The organism is Pseudomonas sp. GW823-FHT02F05, assembly GCF_058797315.1.
Window position 1 is genome coordinate 66,426 of sequence record NZ_JBXAJM010000001.1, and the last position, 16,346, is coordinate 82,771.

17 protein-coding genes and 1 pseudogene are annotated in these 16,346 nt (G+C 58.1%); 12 read left to right on the forward strand and 6 right to left on the reverse strand.

What is annotated here, in order from left to right:
* Window position 1: 1 nt before the first annotated feature.
* From AC1RAC_RS00260 to AC1RAC_RS00270, 3 genes are all read right to left on the reverse strand, one after another.
* Window positions 2–907: a LysR family transcriptional regulator gene (locus tag AC1RAC_RS00260; RefSeq protein WP_492615981.1), complete on the reverse strand. Its 906-nt coding sequence runs from the start codon at window positions 905–907 to the stop codon at window positions 2–4.
* A 117-nt stretch (window positions 908–1,024) separates the two neighbouring features.
* Complete coding sequence (locus AC1RAC_RS00265; RefSeq protein ID WP_034127423.1) at window positions 1,025–1,285, reverse strand: metallothionein; 261 nt, start codon at window positions 1,283–1,285, stop codon at window positions 1,025–1,027.
* 56 nt (window positions 1,286–1,341) lie between these two features.
* The gene (locus AC1RAC_RS00270; protein WP_181124342.1) at window positions 1,342–1,569 is read right to left on the reverse strand and encodes a hypothetical protein; all 228 of its coding nucleotides are present in this window, start codon (window positions 1,567–1,569) and stop codon (window positions 1,342–1,344) included.
* A gap of 247 nt (window positions 1,570–1,816) precedes the next feature.
* On the opposite strand from AC1RAC_RS00270, the gene AC1RAC_RS00275 reads away from it, so the two are divergent.
* From AC1RAC_RS00275 to AC1RAC_RS00295, 5 genes are all read left to right on the forward strand, one after another.
* Window positions 1,817–3,544 carry a hydrogenase maturation protein gene (locus AC1RAC_RS00275; RefSeq protein WP_492615982.1) on the forward strand — a complete coding sequence of 576 codons (1,728 nt, stop codon included), beginning with the start codon at window positions 1,817–1,819 and terminating at the stop codon, window positions 3,542–3,544.
* Between the two features lie 143 nt (window positions 3,545–3,687).
* Window positions 3,688–4,314, forward strand: a complete 627-nt coding sequence (locus AC1RAC_RS00280; protein WP_252950486.1) for a dTMP kinase — start codon at window positions 3,688–3,690, stop codon at window positions 4,312–4,314.
* A gap of 10 nt (window positions 4,315–4,324) precedes the next feature.
* Window positions 4,325–5,104, forward strand: coding sequence for a hypothetical protein (locus AC1RAC_RS00285; protein WP_492615983.1), 780 nt, complete (start codon window positions 4,325–4,327; stop codon window positions 5,102–5,104).
* Between the two features lie 6 nt (window positions 5,105–5,110).
* Window positions 5,111–5,704, forward strand: a complete 594-nt coding sequence (locus tag AC1RAC_RS00290) for a hypothetical protein (RefSeq protein WP_072446665.1) — start codon at window positions 5,111–5,113, stop codon at window positions 5,702–5,704.
* Between the two features lie 107 nt (window positions 5,705–5,811).
* Window positions 5,812–6,060, forward strand: a complete 249-nt coding sequence (locus AC1RAC_RS00295; RefSeq protein ID WP_014718439.1) for a CsbD family protein — start codon at window positions 5,812–5,814, stop codon at window positions 6,058–6,060.
* 72 nt (window positions 6,061–6,132) lie between these two features.
* Here the strand turns inward: AC1RAC_RS00295 and AC1RAC_RS00300 are convergent, their stop codons facing one another.
* Complete coding sequence (locus AC1RAC_RS00300) at window positions 6,133–7,563, reverse strand: amino acid permease (RefSeq protein WP_492615984.1); 1,431 nt, start codon at window positions 7,561–7,563, stop codon at window positions 6,133–6,135.
* A gap of 106 nt (window positions 7,564–7,669) precedes the next feature.
* On the reverse strand, window positions 7,670–8,704 hold the full coding sequence (locus AC1RAC_RS00305; RefSeq protein WP_060764733.1) for a histone deacetylase family protein: 1,035 nt from the start codon (window positions 8,702–8,704) through the stop codon (window positions 7,670–7,672).
* 119 nt (window positions 8,705–8,823) lie between these two features.
* On the opposite strand from AC1RAC_RS00305, the gene AC1RAC_RS00310 reads away from it, so the two are divergent.
* From AC1RAC_RS00310 to AC1RAC_RS00340, 7 genes and pseudogenes are all read left to right on the forward strand, one after another.
* Window positions 8,824–9,324: an Lrp/AsnC family transcriptional regulator gene (locus AC1RAC_RS00310; protein ID WP_054898499.1), complete on the forward strand. Its 501-nt coding sequence runs from the start codon at window positions 8,824–8,826 to the stop codon at window positions 9,322–9,324.
* Between the two features lie 258 nt (window positions 9,325–9,582).
* On the forward strand, window positions 9,583–10,950 hold the full coding sequence (locus AC1RAC_RS00315; RefSeq protein WP_492615985.1) for an epoxide hydrolase family protein: 1,368 nt from the start codon (window positions 9,583–9,585) through the stop codon (window positions 10,948–10,950).
* A gap of 62 nt (window positions 10,951–11,012) precedes the next feature.
* Window positions 11,013–12,086, forward strand: coding sequence for an alpha/beta fold hydrolase (locus tag AC1RAC_RS00320; RefSeq protein WP_492615986.1), 1,074 nt, complete (start codon window positions 11,013–11,015; stop codon window positions 12,084–12,086).
* Between the two features lie 24 nt (window positions 12,087–12,110).
* Window positions 12,111–12,620, forward strand: a complete 510-nt coding sequence (locus AC1RAC_RS00325) for a cytochrome P460 family protein (protein ID WP_054898502.1) — start codon at window positions 12,111–12,113, stop codon at window positions 12,618–12,620.
* Between the two features lie 25 nt (window positions 12,621–12,645).
* Window positions 12,646–13,422, forward strand: a complete 777-nt coding sequence (locus AC1RAC_RS00330) for an alpha/beta fold hydrolase (RefSeq protein WP_054898503.1) — start codon at window positions 12,646–12,648, stop codon at window positions 13,420–13,422.
* Window positions 13,423–13,434: 12 nt separating this feature from the next.
* A pseudogene (locus tag AC1RAC_RS00335) lies at window positions 13,435–13,512 on the forward strand (creatininase family protein); the annotation flags it as partial.
* Between the two features lie 100 nt (window positions 13,513–13,612).
* The gene (locus AC1RAC_RS00340; RefSeq protein WP_492615987.1) at window positions 13,613–15,031 is read left to right on the forward strand and encodes an aldehyde dehydrogenase family protein; all 1,419 of its coding nucleotides are present in this window, start codon (window positions 13,613–13,615) and stop codon (window positions 15,029–15,031) included.
* Window positions 15,032–15,130: 99 nt separating this feature from the next.
* On the opposite strand, the gene AC1RAC_RS00345 is transcribed toward AC1RAC_RS00340, so the two are convergent.
* On the reverse strand, window positions 15,131–16,342 hold the full coding sequence (locus AC1RAC_RS00345) for a cytochrome c biogenesis protein DipZ (RefSeq protein ID WP_492615988.1): 1,212 nt from the start codon (window positions 16,340–16,342) through the stop codon (window positions 15,131–15,133).
* Window positions 16,343–16,346 lie beyond the last annotated feature (4 nt).

Genomic DNA, 16,346 nt, shown 5'->3' on the forward strand with positions numbered 1-16,346 from the left:
GTCACTTCCAGTCCGGTGTTTCGCCCAGTCGTTCAACGATAAAGTCGATAAAACACCGGACCTTGGACGATACGATGCGCTTGGGCGGGTACACAAACCACACCGCAAACGCCCGCTCCACGCCCTGGATATGCCATTCGGGCAGCCACACTGCCAAGTCGCCGGCCTCGATACTTCTTGCCACCAGCCATTCGGGCAGCAGCGCAAAGCCCAGGCCTTGGCGCACGGCGATGAGTTGCGCGTCCAGGTCATTGATTCGAATAACGCCGTCATGCTGCAACGGGAACGCGCGGCCGGCGGATACAAAACTGATATCGCCGGTGGTAGCCGTGCCCAGCACCGCAGGCAAACCGGCCAGGTCGGTGGGCGTGGAAGGAGGAGGGTGCTGCATGCCAAACGCCGGGCTGACCACCAAGCGGTAGTGGCCGTCGCTGAGCTTGCGTGCCTTGAGGGTCGAATCGGCCAGCTCGCCAATGCGTATGGCTAAGTCGACGCCGGCATGAATCAAATTGACCTGGGTGTTATCCAGCACCAGTTCCACGCTGATCTGCGGGTAGCGCACCAGAAAGTCATTCAACGCCGGCAGGATGTGATGCCGAGCAAACGCCGGCGGCAGGTTGAGTTTCAACACGCCCCGGGGATGCTGGTTCAGCGCAGACGTGGCGGCTTTGGCGTGTTCCAGTTCATCCAATACCCTGCGTGCGTGTATCAGGAAGGTCTGACCGCCTTCGGTCAGATTCAGCGTGCGTGTGGAGCGGTTGAACAGCGCGATGCCCAGGTCCTGCTCGAGGTCCTTCACATAGCGTGAAACCGTTGAGGCCTTGATCCCCAGGCGTTCGGCGGCACGCGAGAAATTGTTGCCTTCGGCGGCTTCGATGAAGGCGGTGAGCGCGGTGAAATAGTCCAAGGGCAGCCTCAGGGCAGGGCGGTGAGACGTGCAGGTTGTTGAGTTTTGCCGGGGGCTGTCAACTGCTAGACCCTAGAGCCACGATGCAGCCCCCGTTTTCCTAATGGGTCTGAATGATCAAGGCGATATGGGATCGCTCGCAGGAAAGGTTTCTTCGATCGCCTCGTCGAGCTGGCTATCGCTGACAGCGCGGTCTTGCACCTTCACATTCGACTCGCAATGGCAATCGGCACTGGGGCACGCTTGACCCTGGGGGTGCAAGTCGGCGCATGCCTGGCTGCAGTAGGCTTTGCCGTTGCGCTGGTGACGCGTGTCATGGGTCACCTGGCAGGTGCAGCCTGGGCAGGCGCAGGTCCAACCTTGAGTTGTCGGGTTCATAGGTCCTCCGAATATTCAGTGATTGATAAACGGGCAGCGGTTTTCTGATACGTAAATCAGGGCTGCTGGTAATGCCCTGGGATGTCATGGCCTTCATCGGCCGGCTTGTTGCGCTTTTGCACCTGGACGTCGCTCAATTTCGCGTCCTTGAGCTCTGCGAAGCGCTGCCTGAGCAGGGACTCGGCCCATTGCGGGGCCAGCGTGTCTGCATCGTGCTCAAGCGTGCGGCTTTGTGGCTGGTTGTCGAGGATGAAACTGATGAGGTAATGCGCTTTCTCGAACATGAACGTGGCTCCGTTACGGTTAACAAGGCGTACCCGAGCAGGGCATGTTCATTTGATGAGTGGGCTGCACAGTGATTCAGAAAATATAAGCCGCTTTCACCGGCCGAACCTTGAGAACAACAGAACCCGACTATTGATCTCGATCAGGTGGCCGTGCTGGCCCGCGCTATAACCTTGGGCGCTTATCGATGGCCAGGGACGGCTCAACGAGCAGCTCTGGTCGCACATTCTCAAGGAAGAGTCAGCCATGCGATCACTCAAGATCCTGTTGTTATCATCGGCATTCAACGGTTTGACCCAACGAGCCTGGCTGGATCTGCGCCAGGCGGGTCACGACCCCAGCGTTGTGGTGTTCACCGATCAAGCCACGGTGTGCCAGCAGGTCGAGGCGTCAGGCGCCGACCTGGTGATCTGCCCGTTTCTGAAGGACCGTGTGCCGCACCAACTATGGAGCCATCCGCAGCGCCCGGTGGTGATCATCCATCCAGGCATCGTTGGTGACCGCGGTGCCAGTGCGCTGGATTGGGCTATCACCCAGCAGGCTCGCCGTTGGGGCGTCACCGCCTTGCAAGCGGTGGAAGAAATGGATGCAGGACCGATATGGTCCACCTGTGAGTTCGACATGCCCGACCAGGTGCGCAAATCCGAGCTGTACAACGGCCTGGTGAGCGACGCCGCGATGGTTTGCATTCGTGACGTCGTGGCGAAATTCGCCAAGGGATTCGTCCCCACACCGCTCGATTACACCCAACCCGGCGTCATCGGGCGCTTGCAGCCGACCATGACCCAGGCCGACCGCACCTTCAGTTGGTTCGATTGCGCAGGCTTTATCAAACGCAGCATCGACGCTGCCGATGGCCAACCCGGCGTGTTGGCCAGCCTGTTGGGCGGGCAATATTACCTCTACGACGCGCACTTGGACGCCCGCCAGGGCACTCCCGGAGAAATCCTTGCGGTACAGGACGACGCTGTGCTGGTGGCGGCCGGAGATCACAGCCTGTGGATCGGCTCGCTCAAACCCAAAGGCCCGGAGACCTTCAAGCTGCCGGCACGGCACGTACTGGCGCAAAGGCTGGCCGGCGTTCCGGTGCTGGACAGCTCAATAGCCCGCCAGGCGTTCAACGAGCGGGTCTATCAACCCATTCGCTACCAAGAGTTCGGCCACATCGGCGAACTGACGTTCGAGTTCTACAACGGCGCCATGAGCACCGAACAATGCCAGCGGCTGGTCGCTGCGTTGCGCTGGGCCAAGGCGCGAGATACCCAAGTGTTGCTGATCAAGGGCGGGCGCGGCAGTTTTTCCAATGGGGTGCACCTTAACGTCATCCAGGCCGCCGAAGTGCCGGGGCTGGAAGCCTGGGCCAACATTCAAGCCATCGACGATGTGTGCCTGGAGCTGCTCACCGCCAGGCAACTGGTGATCAGCGGCCTGACCGGCAGTGCAGGCGCAGGCGGCGTGATGCTGGCGCTGGCCGCCGACATTGTATTGGCTCGCGAAGGTGTGGTGCTCAACCCGCACTACAAAACCATGGGGCTCTACGGCTCCGAATACTGGACCTACAGCCTGCCACGGGCGGTGGGCAGCGAAATCGCGCATAAGCTCACCGAAGAATGCCTGCCCATCAGCGCCATCCAGGCCCAGCAGTACGGCATGGTTCAGGGCATCGGGCCCCGCTGTCTGCAGGCATTCGGCCTGTGGCTTTTGCAAGAGGCTGACCGTGCGTTGACCGATGATAAGTACCTTCACGCACGCACGCGAAAAGCCATGCTGGATACTCAGCAAGTTGAACGCTGTCGCCAGCAGGAGCTGGCACAGATGCGACTCGACATGGTGGAAAACCGCCAGCAGTTTGCCGAGAAATGCCGCAACTTCGTGTTTAAACGCAAAGCCTGCCAGACCCCGCAGCGGTTGATTGCGCCATGGGCGTTGAGGTACGAGGCTGGTGTGCCGGAAAGCCGGATGCTGAATGACTGACCGTCGACGCGGGGAGGGCGCGTCGGCCAGTCCAGCCTCGCATTGGGCAATAGGGTTGCCCATAATGGACGCCAACTCGCCCAAACGCTCAGACCCCGAGGCCCCATGGAACTGCACAACCTGAACGATGATGCAGCGCCCGTATGACTCGTGCGCTGTTTATTTCGATGGATGGCCCCAAAGGCACCGGTAAAACCACGCTGTTGGAGGCCGTTACGACAGCGTTGAGGGCCGACAACATAAAAGTCGTGCGACTGTGCGAGCGCAAGAGCGATCCCTGTCGAGCGCAAACGATGGCTCTGGTTAACACGTTCGCCCGAGATCCCAGCCGGGATCTGGAACTTGAGGTGTGTGAGCGCTTTGCCGACAGCCGCAGCTGGATTACTCGGAACGTACTGGCCGCGCAGCCACCTGACAGCATCATCCTGATGGATCGCTGGTACCCGTCTGATGCCGCGTTTCGTCGGTTGATACCCTTTGCAGACATTCTTGAGCTGAACATTAATCGGCAGGTGCAAGTGCCGGACCTGCACGTGGGGGTTGTCACCGCGGCGCAAATATCCTGGGCGCGGGCGGTAGCACGACGGCGGGGGTTGAGCAGTACGGTGATGTCTAAGCTGGAGGAGCAAGTTGCGTGTACCGAGGCGTTTGAGCGAGCGGCTGTGGAGCAGGGGTGGGTAATGTGTCGCAATGAAGGGACGATTGAAGAGGCGGTGAGGCGGGTGGTTTTGCAGATATATAAGGTCCTTCATCCCAAGCATCAGGAGTAACGGAGTGCCGTTGAACCAGCAAGATCAGGATGATGTTGGTCATCAGAACAAACGTCACCGAACGAAGAAACTCTATGAAAACGTCGTGATAGGAAACTTCCTGTACGGTCTCGGATTCGCCGTGCGGTCATGTCTAGACGCAAACACCTCGATCCCAAGCGTGGTCAACCTGCTACAGCAGACGCCTGCAGACAAAGAGCTGGCTGACGTACTGCTGAGCTTTCCAGGTGTCGTGCGCTTGATCGAATTCAAGATGAAGGGCGCCAGCCTGAAAAAAGAACGGCTGCGACATCGTTTACTCATGGCCGCCCTTACAGGTGAGAATCAGGCATTGGTCGAAACGTCCAGAAGCCTGCACTGGTATGTGGAGGTGGGCGCCAATGACACCGACGCGCCTTTGGTTTCGCGAGCCGTGCCTTATCTGGACGCCTTCGACGAAGAACACTTGGCGTTGTCCGCGGGAAGCCTTGAACGACTCGTGGAGCAAACCGCGCGCGAAGCTGTTCGCGGCCTGGACCCGATGATGCGCGAGCGTTCACAGATATACCTGCGATTTTTACGCAATATTCAAGCTGACGACCCGGTGGGCGCAGGTGGTGTGCTTCTGGTCATGGGCGCAGGTGGAGCAATGCATTTTGTTCAGCTGCGAGACGTCTGTGATTTGAGTATGCCGCACAGGCAATGGCTGGAGCTGGAAATGAGCGGTCCGCAGCTGGAGCGATCTGTGCCTGCGTTGGAGCGAAGCATGAAGCGTCCCAAACACCGCGACGGCCCCGAATATGGAAGGTAATGACCCATGGACGAACACGTGAACGAGAATGACCTCAGCCTGCGGGCCATGGCCGTTGCTGCCAAGGGCATCATGAGCGCAGCGGAAAATGACAGAAAAGCCGCTGAGCAGGCGATTGCGCGCCTTGGCTATCTGGAAAAACGTGTTGAGCAGAGCCTGCAACAGATTCCGACGATACTGGGCGCTTCAGCGGCGCAGATCGCAGATTCAGTGGCTTCAAAGGCGGCCGAGCAGTTGGTTGGCAGGTTCAGACAGGCCGATGCCGCGGCGCTTGATGCGGCGCAAAAGTACCAGGCCGCCAGTGACAGCCTTAAGCGTCGATTCTGGCTCAGCATCTTCGCCATTCATCTAGGTGTGGTATTGCCTCTGGCGTTGCTGTTTTTCTTTGCGGTCCCCAGCACCGATGAGATTGCGCAAAGGCAACGAGAGTTAGCGGTGCTTGAGCAAAACATAGAAGCGTTGAAACGCCAGGGTGGTGAAGCTGCCATTATTGACTGCGAGGGACGCCCGTGCGTGCGCACGCGAGAGGTCCCGGGCGAAAATCCCTATCACGATGCCGCTACAGGGAAGAAGACTTATCGGTTGATCTGGACCAAGTGAGCTTCATCAACTTTGAACTAATCACTAAGCCTGTCCACCTAACGCTTTGCACGTTGCCTCAAGCCCGGGGTTTTCCTGGGTTACCCAATCACACACGAAGGTTAATCATGAAGAGCGAACAGGTAGAAGGCGTTGTAGAAAAGGTTGCTGGCAAAGCGCAGAGCGCAGTCGGGAAGCTTTTTGGTGATTCGAAGTTGGAAGCTGAGGGCGCTGGACGCCAGGCTGCGGGTCAACTGACGCAAACCTATGGTGACGCACTGGACAGCGTTTCTACATTCGTCAAAGAAAAACCGGTTGCTGCACTGGCAATCGGGGCTGTTGCTCTACTGGTGCTGAAAAGATTGCTTGGTCGCTGAACCTCAACAAGATTTCCCTCGTACTCCTTGGAGTTCCGCGCCAGGAGTTACGAGGGCGGTAAGCCATAGCCCTTAAACCAAGCCTTCGCGTTTGTATTGATTTGCCGAACTGTCAACGGGCTTGGGTTTTCTGGAACAGGTCAACTGGTAAGCAATTGCCAACCATAGGAACCACCCCGGCATGACCATCAAGGCAATTCGGGTGTCTGGTCTCAATGCCAGCAGACAAAGAACAAAGCCCAGAAACGCCAAAGAGAACCAGGCCATCGGCGCGCCGCCAGGCATCTTGTAGGTCGATTTTGCATGCAGGTCAGGGCGAGTATTGCGATAGGCAATGTACGACGCGAGGATCGTCGACCAAGTGAAAATCACCAGAATTGCTGACACGGTAGAGACGATGGTGAAGGCGGTCATGACTTCTGGAACGATGAACAGCAACAACACGCCCAGCAGCATCAACAAGGTGGTGAACGCCAAACTCAGCAGAGGCACGCTGTTGCTCGACAGACGCCGGAAAACCCCCGGAGCGTTGTCCTGATTGGCCAGCCCGAACAGCATCCGACTGGACGAAAATACGCCACTGTTGGCCGATGAGGCGGCGGATGTCAGCACCACAAAGTTGACAATACCGGCTGCTGCGGGGAACCCCGCAACCAGAAACAGCTCGACGAAGGGGCTCTTGTTGGGTGAAACCTGTTGCCAGGAAGTCACTGCAATAATGCAGGCCAGTGCCAGCACATAAAACAAGATGATTCTGAGCGGAATCGAGTTGATGGCTTTAGGCAGGGTCTTTTCGGGGGAGCGCGTTTCGGCGGCTGCGGTGCCGATCAGCTCGGTGCCCGCAAATGAGAAAATCGCCATCTGAAACCCGGCAAAGAAACCGAACAAGCCGTTGGGGAATGCGCCCTGTTTATCCAGCAAGTTGTTCAGGGACGCGGTGACGCCACTGGGTGAGACAAAGGAGCTGGCAATCAGCACCATGCTCACCCCAATCAGGGCAACGACGGCAATGATTTTGATGATCGCGAACCAGAACTCCACTTCACCGAAGAGCCTGACAGTCAGCACGTTCAAGGCGAACAGTGTTATCAGCATGCCGATGGCTGGTATCCAGGCGGGTACATCAGGGAACCAATACTGAAAAAATCCACCCACCACGACTGCATCACCTATCACTGCAACGCTCCAGCTTAGCCAATATGACCAGCCGAGAAAGAATGCTGCGCGTGGGCCAAGATAGGCACCGGCAAAATCAGCGAAGGTATTGAAGCTCAAGTTGGAAAGTAACATTTCGCCCATGGCACGCATGACGAAGTAGACGAACAGACCGATGATCATATAGATGAGGATGATCGACGTGCCGGAGAGGGCGATGATCTTCCCGGAACCCATGAACAGGCCTGTCCCGATAGCACCGCCCATGGCCATTAACTGAATGTGACGATTGCTGAGTGTGCGCTGCAGCGCGGGCTGTTCAACCCGCTCGGACGGAGTCGATTTCATTACAAAACCTCTTGATTTTATGTTTTTTGAGTTTTGGTAGAAAAGTGGGAATCACGTGACCTTGATAGAGATGTAATGGCTACTGACGGTAGTGGTTTGCGGAGTTTCAGGCCCGTTTGCTCTCGTAACCATGCAGCACATTGACTGCATTGATCCCGATTTCATCGACCATGTAGCCACCCTCCATCACAAACAGGGCAGGGCAGCCCACGCCGGCTATCAGCTCGCCGATGCCGATGAAGTCTTCGCTTTCAAGCAAAAAGTGGCTGATGGGGTCGTCCTTGAAGGTGTCGACGCCCAGTGAAATAACCAGCACGTCAGGGGCAAATTGCTGGAGTTTCTTGCAGGCGTGAAGCAAGGCGTTGCGGTAGCTTTCCCAAGAGGTGTTCTTCGGCAGCGGATAGTTCAGGTTGTAACCTTCGCCGTGACCAGCGCCGACTTCGTGGCTGTAGCCTGAGTAGTACGGATAGGACACCGTCGGGTCGCCGTGCAGCGAGACAAACATGACGTCACTGCGCCCGTAGAAAATATTCTGGGTACCGTTGCCATGATGAAAGTCGACGTCCAATACCGCGACACGCTTGGCGCCTCGGGTAATAGCCTGTTGTGCGGCAATGGCCGCGTTGTTCAGATAGCAATAGCCGCCCATGTATTCACGTGCAGCGTGATGGCCGGGCGGACGGCATAGGGCAAAGGCACTGTCGTGGCCTTCATCGATCAGCGCCAGTCCGGTCAGTGCGATATCGGCACTGGTTTTTACCGCTTGCCAGGTGGTGGCAGTAATGGGCGAGCCGGCGTCCATGGCGTAGAAACCCAGTTTGCCGTCGATGAAAGTCGGGACTTGCTCGTTGGCCAGATCACGCACTGGCCATACCAGCGGCAACGCATCGTGGGTGCGCCCGGTTGCGCACCATTCAGACCAGGCAGATTCCAGAAAAGTTACGTAGCGCTCGCTGTGGGCGTTGACATAGCACGACCGATCAAATGCTCGCGGTTCGATGATCTGGCCAAGACCTACCTGTTTGACCCGATTGTGGACGGTATCGGCCCGACTGGGCTGTTCGAAGGACGGCTTGAGCACGCCGTCTTTCAATTCGGTGCCGTGGTGCAAACGGTGGGAATCACTGAAAACTGTAAACATTGTGCGCATCCGCTGATATGGGCCAGTGCAAATATTCTGTTCCGGCTCTGACGCGCTTTCTTTGCTTTGTTTTCGTGGTTTACTGGATTATTCGGGCGTTTTTACTCAGGAATGACGTAATGCAGAAAAAAACATCCAAACGCATCAGTCTCGACGACACCGACCTGGCGATTCTCGCGTTGCTGCAGGAGGATGCGGGTATTTCCAACTCTGAACTCAGTGAGCGCTTGTCGTTAAGCCTGACACCTTGTTGGAGGCGGCGTAAGAGAATGGAGGAGGCGGGTGTGATTAAAGGCTATCAGGCGAACCTTGATCGACGAATGCTGGGGCTGGATATCATGGCGTTCGTGCACATCCGTTTTTCCACCCACGCCGACCACGCTCCCGATGATTTTGAGGCGGTGATTGCTCAACTGCCTGAAGTCTTGTCCTGTCACAAGATCACCGGGGATGCCGATTACGTGCTGCAAGTGTTGGCAGAAGACCTTGATAGCTACAGTGACTTTATCGAACAGGTGCTCAGGCGTCAGGTGGGTATTGCGTCCATCCAGTCCAGTCTGGCTTTACGCGAAATTAAGACCAGTAGCCGTATCGCGATACCCAAATCGATCAAGGCGTGAATGGGCAGGGGTTAGATCACGAAGTGGAACCCTGTCTTTAACAGCGATTGGTGCATTTGTATCGTTTTGTATCTGCGCTTTGGATAGATACACAGCGATTCCTTTAAGTCGGTTGATGACACATACGGGATACCTACGGGGCTTTAAATGAACCCATCGAGAAGGCGCAAACCTTCTCCAATGGATGACTCATTTAACTCGCGGCTATCTCTGCGCGTTTCGCGACGTTGTCGACCAATGACTTATAGGAAATTCAAAATGCCTGCAGCTACGTTCGGTTTCACCTGGCGCCATTGTATGGCTTCTTCCGTGAGAATGGGCGCTTTGGGATTGGCCCTGATAGCCGGCAGCGGTGGTGCCTGGGCTGCTGGCCCGGCCGCCGATGCGTCAGTTGCCAGCTCGGCCTCGACCAGTCCCGAATCGATTAGACCTTATCGAATTCACGTCGATGAAGCGCAATTGACCGATCTGAAAAAGCGCATTGCGGCGACCCGCTGGCCGGACAAAGAGACCGTCAATGACGTTTCCCAAGGCGTGCAGTTGGCCCAGGTCCAGGCGCTGGTGAAGTATTGGGGCAGCGGCTATGACTGGCGCAAGGCCGAAGCGAAGCTCAATGCGCTGCCTGAATTCATCACGACTATCGACGGCGTGGATATTCAATTCATCCATGTTCGCTCGCCAAACCCCAACGCGATGCCGCTGCTTCTGACACACGGATGGCCTGGCTCACAGTTTGAGTTCCTGAAGACGATCGGCCCGCTGACGGATCCCGTTGCTTACGGCGGTAAGGTTGAAGATTCGTTCGACGTGATCATTCCATCGATTCCGGGACACGGTTTTTCCGGTAAGCCAACTGAATTGGGCTGGGGGCCGGATCGGGTCGCGAAGGCTTGGGATGTGCTCATCAAGCGTCTGGGTTATACCCACTATGTTTCCCAGGGCGGAGATCACGGTTCGGTCATATCGGATGCATTGGGCCGCCTGAATCCGCCGGGGCTGTTGGGCATTCACTTGAACATGCCGGCCACCATCCCGCCCGAATTGGTCAAGCCGATCAATAGTGGTGACCCGGCCCCTGTCGGGCTCACTGAGCCTGAACGCAAGGCGTTTGATTCCTTGAGCACCTTCTTCGGCCGCAATGCAGCATACGGCGCGATGATGGTTACGCGCCCGCAGACTATCGGTTACCTGCTGGCCGATTCGCCTACCGGAACTGCGGCGTGGATGTACGAAAAAATCGCCGCGTGGACGGACAGTGATGGCCAGCCTGAACGGGTATTGAGCCGTGACGAGATGCTGGACGATATCAGCCTGTACTGGCTGACGAACGCAGGCGCATCGTCATCGCGTTTCTACTGGGAAAACAACAACAACAATTTCAGCGCTGCCGCGCAGAACACCGCAAGCATCAAGGTGCCGGTGGCGATCACGGTCTTCCCGCACGAGATCTATCAGGCGCCAAAAAGCTGGGCGCAACGCGCTTACCCATCACTTTCCTACTACAGCGAGGTTAACAAGGGTGGCCACTTCGCTTCCTGGGAGCAACCTCAATTGTTCAGCGAAGAGTTGCGGGAGGCCTTCCGGCCGCTGCGCGCCAAGCTGAGCGCAACGAAGACAGCCCAGTAGCTCACACGCAACCCAGCCAACACACCTGGCCGCTATTCGGCGGCTCGCTACGGAGAAATACCATGGAGATGACCTTGCTGAAGAATCAAAATAAATCCAGCCGCCTGCGGGGTCTTGCCCCATCGCTGTTGGCAGCAGCGGTGCTGCAATTCGCGGCGGTGGCTGTCGGTTTTTCCCAAGCCAGCGCGGCTGATGTACCCGCGTCCACCATTGGGGCTATCACCCCGGGAGCTCACACCTCTCTCGGTGCACTTAAGCATGTGAAAGCGGGGCTGCTGAACGTTTCCTACGCGGAACTCGGCCCAGCCGATGGTCCTGTGGTCATTTTGTTGCACGGCTGGCCCTACGATATCAACGCATACGCTGATGTCGCTCCTGCTTTGGCGGGCAAGGGATATCGAGTGTTGATCCCTTCTGCGCGTGGTTATGGCGATACGCATTTTCTCTCGGCCAAGACTGCTCGCAATGGTCAACCTGCTGCGCTGGCGACCGACCTGATCGACTTCATGGACGCGCTGAAGATCAAGACCGCGGTGCTGGGTGGCTTTGACTGGGGCGCCCGCACTGCGGATATCGTTGCGGCACTGTGGCCGGAAAGAGTGAAAGCCCTGGTCGCTGTGAGCGGTTACCTGATAGGCAGCCAAGAGGCAGGCAAGGCGCCATTGCCGCCAGCCGCCGAACTGCAGTGGTGGTACCAGTTCTACTTCGCGACCGAGCGTGGGCGCCTGGGCTACGAGAAAAACACCCATGACTTCGCCAAGCTCATCTGGAAGCTGGCGTCGCCACAGTGGAATTTCGACGACGCCACTTATGAGCGCAGCGCGGCGTCCTTGCAAAACCCTGATCACGTGGCCGTGTCGATTTTCAACTATCGCTGGCGCCTGGGGTTGGTCAAGGGCGAGGCCAGATACGACGCGCTGGAGAAGAAACTCGCGGCATTTCCATCCATCAGCGTGCCCACCATCACCCTGGAAGGTGATGCGAACGGCGCACCGCATCCACCTGCCGAAGCGTACGCCAAGCGCTTCACTGGCAAGTATGAGTACCGATTGATCACCGGTGGAGTAGGCCACAACTTGCCGCAGGAAGCGCCGAAAGCCTTCGCCCAGGCGGTGATCGACGCCGATCATCTTTGAAAACCGGCTGAGAGGATGGCGAGAATGAAGCTGAAATTTCTGGCCGCGATGTCGGCTGCCATTGCAATCGCAGCGTTGACGGCTACCGGTGTTGCCGCGGGCGACGCCAGTAAGGGCGACGCCTCGCCGATCTATGGCGTGAAACTGCCTGAAAACTACCGCCTATGGCCGCTGATTGCGCCGGCGCAGGAAGCGGCCCCCCTGAACGAACTGCGAGCCGTGGTGGGCAATGACTTGGCCATCAAGGCTTATCAGGATTCAACGCTGCCGTTCCCTGATGGCACGGTGCTGGTAAAGCTGGCCTGGAAACATGTGCAGTCTCCGGAATTCGAGCCGGCGTCCATCCCGGGGCCGGCCACCACCGTGCAGGTGATGGTCAAGGACTCGAAAAGATATGCAGCAACCGGTGGCTGGGGATTCGGGCGGTTTATCAACGGTAAACCGGCCGATGAAGCCCAACACGAAACCTGCTTCGCCTGTCACCAGGCGCGAGTGCGTAATCACGACTTTGTCTTCACGCGCTTCGCTCCCTGATTTCCCGTCAAACCCGGAGTCAACAATGAAAAAAGTATTAACCGCACTGGCCGTCGCCGTCAGCCTGAGCATGGCGACACACGCCTGGTCGCAAACTGAAAAACCCACGATTGTGCTCGTACATGGCGCCTTTGCCGATGCGTCGAGTTGGAATGGCGTCGTGAAGATTCTCGAGAAGGACGGTTACCCGGTGGTTGCCGCTGCCAACCCATTGCGCGGTGTAAAGAGCGATGGTTCGGCAATCTCGGCATTGCTGACGAGCATTCATTCGCCGGTGGTGTTGGTCGGCCACTCCTATGGCGGCAACGTTATCAGTGATGCGGCCAACGATCATGCAAACGTCAAAGCCCTGGTTTACGTCAGTGCGTTTGCACCTGAGGCCGGGGAAACCGTCGCCGGGCTGGCCGGCAAATTCCCGGGCAGCACGCTGGGTCCAACGCTGGCTGCGCCTGTACCGTTGGCCGATGGGGGCAAGGACTTGTACATCCAGCAGGATAAATTTCACAACCAGTTCGCCGCTGACGTCCCCGCGAAAGAGGCGGCATTGATGGCCGCCACCCAACGCCCGGTAACGGAAGCGGCGCTCAACGAAGCATCCGGCAGCCCTGCCTGGAAGCATATTCCGTCCTGGTACATCTACGGCGACAAGGACAAGAACATTCCCCCGCAAGCCATGGCATTCATGGCCAAGCGCGCCGCTGCCAAAGTCGTGGAAGTGGTCAAGGGCGCTTCACATGTGGTGATGGTTTCGAACCCGGAACCGGTTGCCCGCCTCATCGAAAAAGCCGCCACGGCGAAATGACACGCCAAGGGCGAAGCGGCGTTTTCAGCGCTCTACGCCGAGGCGAGTTTTGCACGTCGCCCGGCGGGTTTCGTTTTGAACTTGTGCAACGCTGAAACGCGGGAGAGAGGGGTATTCGACGCGGCCAACGCCTGGGCATACCGGGCGTTGTGCTTATCGCGGGCAACCGCAATCAATCAGGTACGCCACGATGTGGAAGATCAACCACAGTTACATTGACGGAGCATTCGTTCCCGTTCATGGCAATGAAACGGTGCAATGCATCAATCCGGCTACCGAGGCGGTCATCGGTACGCTCACTCTGGCTGATCGTGAAGATGCCAGGCGCGCGGTCGCGGCGGCTTCGCATGCTCAAGTCGCGATGGGCCGCACCTCCAAGGCCGAGCGTATCGACATGCTCGAGCAGTTGCAGGCTGCCGTGCTGGCGAGCACGAATGAAATTCGCGATACCGCCATCGAAGAGTACGGTGCGCCGTTTGCCCGTGCGCAATGGGTCAGTCGCTACGCTTCACAGTCATTTACCAATGCGGCGCAGGTGTTGAAACACTTCGACCTGAGTCGTTCGGTCGGTGACGCTACCGTGGTGATGGAGCCGGTCGGAGTCGCGGCGCTGTTTGCCCCCTGGAACAGCACCGCCGGGACGATATGCAGCAAACTGGCATCGGCCATCGCGGCGGGTTGTGCCTCGGTCATCAAACCGAGCGAGTTGAGCCCCTTGCAAACCACCGTTCTCGCCCAAGCGCTGCATCGCGCAGAGTTGCCCAACGGGGTTTTCAATATTCTGTTGGGACGCGGCAGTGATGTGGGTGACGAAATCAGCGCCAGCCCACTCATCGCGAAAATTTCATTCACCGGGTCCACCGCCACCGGAAAGCTCATTGCACGTGCCGGAATCGAGACCATGAAGCGAGTGAGCCTGTCGCTCACGGGGAAGTCGGCCTCTATCATCCTGGATGACGCCGATCTCGACATCGCCATTCCCCTGGCTCTGAATGCTGCGTTCATGAACAACGGTCAGGCATGTGTCGCAGGCACACGTCTGCTGGTGCCACGCTCGCACGCCGAGGACATTATCAAGCGCGTGAAAAGCCTGGTTGAAGCGATGGTCGTCGGCGATCCGCAGGATCCGGCCACTGCTCTCGGGCCGCTGGTCAATCGCGCCCAATTCGACCGCGTACAAGCTTTCATCCGCCGCGGGCAGGCGCAAGGCGCGACGTTGATTATCGGCGGGGAGGGCAGGCCGACCGGCTTGGACAAGGGCTATTTCGTCAGGCCTACGGTCTTTGCCGACGTCAGCAATGACATGGACATCGCGCAAGAGGAGATTTTCGGCCCGGTGCTATCGATCATTGCGTATGACTCGCAAGAACAGGCGATCGCTATTGCCAATGCCAGTCTCTACGGTTTGCAGGCTTATGTGTTTACCCGGCAACCGGAACGTGCCCAACGCCTGGCGACCCAGCTGCAGGCCGGCTCGGTGTTGATCAACAGAATTTCGCCAGAGCTGCTGGCGCCGTTCGGCGGGGTAAAGCAGTCCGGTGTCGGCCGGGAGTTTGGAGTCTTTGGGCTGGAAGCATTTCTTGAGGCCAAAAGCATCGTGTCAGATTAGCCTGGGGTTGGCGGGAGAGGGTGGTCGCGCAACCCAGGCCGCAGGAGAAAAAGCTAATGGCCCACAGCACGTTGCCTGTGGGCCATGGGTTTTCAAGGGTTACGCGGCTGGAGCTTTCGCCTCCTGCAGCAGTTGCTGAATCATCTTTTCCTGCGTCTCGTAGCGACCTTCTCCGAAGTGGGTGAAACGCACTTGCCCTTTGGCGTCGATCAGGTAGTGCGCGGGCCAGTACTGGTTATCGAAGTTGCGCCAGATCGCGTAGTTGTTATCGATGGCTACCGGGTAAGTGATGCCGAGCTTTTTCACCTCATCCCTGACATTGCTGATGATGCGTTCAAAACCGTATTCCGGGGTGTGGACGCCGATTACCACCAAGCCATCCTTCTCGTACTTCCGCGCCCAGTCCTTCACGTACGGCAGGGTGTGCTGGCAATTGATGCAGTCGTAAGTCCAGAAATCGACGAGCACCACTTTGCCTCTGAGCGATTCACTGGTCAGCGCGGGCGAATTGAGCCATTCCACCGCGCCGGACAGCGACGGCATCGGGCCTTGGGCGTTGTCGAGGGTGGGTTCGGCCTTGGCCTTGCTTACCAAGTATTCGACGACTTTGGGGACGCTTTGCAGCACGCCTTTTTCCAGCACGCTGACGCCTTCGGACGACGCCCCGGCCAACAGCGTCTTGTCGGCACCGGTAGAAATCATCAGCGCTGCGGCCAGGACCGCAAAACCGGTGACGCGCCGCAGCCAACCAGTGACCGGAATCGAGGCCTTCAGGCGATTGACTAAACCGCGTCCGGCGAAAATCAGCGTACCCAACGACAGTGCACTGCCCAGGCCGTAGGCCACCAGCAGCAGGCTGGTTTGCGCATTGGCGCCTTGCAGCATGGCGCCGGTAAGGATCACCCCGAGGATAGGCCCGGCGCACGGCGCCCAGAGCAGGCCGGTGGCGACGCCGATCATCAGTGAACCCAGCGGCCCGGACATTTTGCGCGTCTGGGGGTCGAGGCGATTGCCCAGTAACACGAACGGGCTGGCCAGCCAGCCACTGATTCGTGCCGAGATCAGCGACAAGGCAAACAGCGCCATCACCACCAGTGCCACATGACGCCCGGCGTTGTTGGCCTGAATCACCCATTCACTGCTGACCACGGCCAGGCTGGAAATCAGCGCGAAGGTCAGAACCATGCCACCAAGGGTAAGCAGGATCGAGGAGCGTGTGCGGTCGATACCGGCGAACAGAAATGGCACGACCGGCAGGATACAAGGGCTGAGGACGGTCAATAAGCCGCCCAGGAATGCGATGAGGAACATAAGG

Bases quoted from the DNA above. Each gene is read 5' to 3' on its own strand.
- AC1RAC_RS00270 (WP_181124342.1), bottom strand. From the start codon at position 1,569: ATGTTCGAGAAAGCGCATTACCTCATCAGTTTCATCCTCGACAACCAG.
- AC1RAC_RS00295 (WP_014718439.1), top strand. From the start codon at position 5,812: ATGAAGAGCGAACAGGTAGAAGGCGTTGTAGAAAAGGTTGCTGGCAAA.
- AC1RAC_RS00310 (WP_054898499.1), top strand. From the start codon at position 8,824: ATGCAGAAAAAAACATCCAAACGCATCAGTCTCGACGACACCGACCTG.
- AC1RAC_RS00300 (WP_492615984.1), bottom strand. From the start codon at position 7,563: ATGAAATCGACTCCGTCCGAGCGGGTTGAACAGCCCGCGCTGCAGCGC.
- AC1RAC_RS00345 (WP_492615988.1), bottom strand. From the start codon at position 16,342: ATGTTCCTCATCGCATTCCTGGGCGGCTTATTGACCGTCCTCAGCCCT.
- AC1RAC_RS00305 (WP_060764733.1), bottom strand. From the start codon at position 8,704: ATGTTTACAGTTTTCAGTGATTCCCACCGTTTGCACCACGGCACCGAA.
- AC1RAC_RS00315 (WP_492615985.1), top strand. From the start codon at position 9,583: ATGCCTGCAGCTACGTTCGGTTTCACCTGGCGCCATTGTATGGCTTCT.
- AC1RAC_RS00275 (WP_492615982.1), top strand. From the start codon at position 1,817: ATGCGATCACTCAAGATCCTGTTGTTATCATCGGCATTCAACGGTTTG.
- AC1RAC_RS00320 (WP_492615986.1), top strand. From the start codon at position 11,013: ATGGAGATGACCTTGCTGAAGAATCAAAATAAATCCAGCCGCCTGCGG.
- AC1RAC_RS00265 (WP_034127423.1), bottom strand. From the start codon at position 1,285: ATGAACCCGACAACTCAAGGTTGGACCTGCGCCTGCCCAGGCTGCACC.
- AC1RAC_RS00280 (WP_252950486.1), top strand. From the start codon at position 3,688: ATGACTCGTGCGCTGTTTATTTCGATGGATGGCCCCAAAGGCACCGGT.
- AC1RAC_RS00325 (WP_054898502.1), top strand. From the start codon at position 12,111: ATGAAGCTGAAATTTCTGGCCGCGATGTCGGCTGCCATTGCAATCGCA.
- AC1RAC_RS00290 (WP_072446665.1), top strand. From the start codon at position 5,111: ATGGACGAACACGTGAACGAGAATGACCTCAGCCTGCGGGCCATGGCC.
- AC1RAC_RS00330 (WP_054898503.1), top strand. From the start codon at position 12,646: ATGAAAAAAGTATTAACCGCACTGGCCGTCGCCGTCAGCCTGAGCATG.
- AC1RAC_RS00340 (WP_492615987.1), top strand. From the start codon at position 13,613: ATGTGGAAGATCAACCACAGTTACATTGACGGAGCATTCGTTCCCGTT.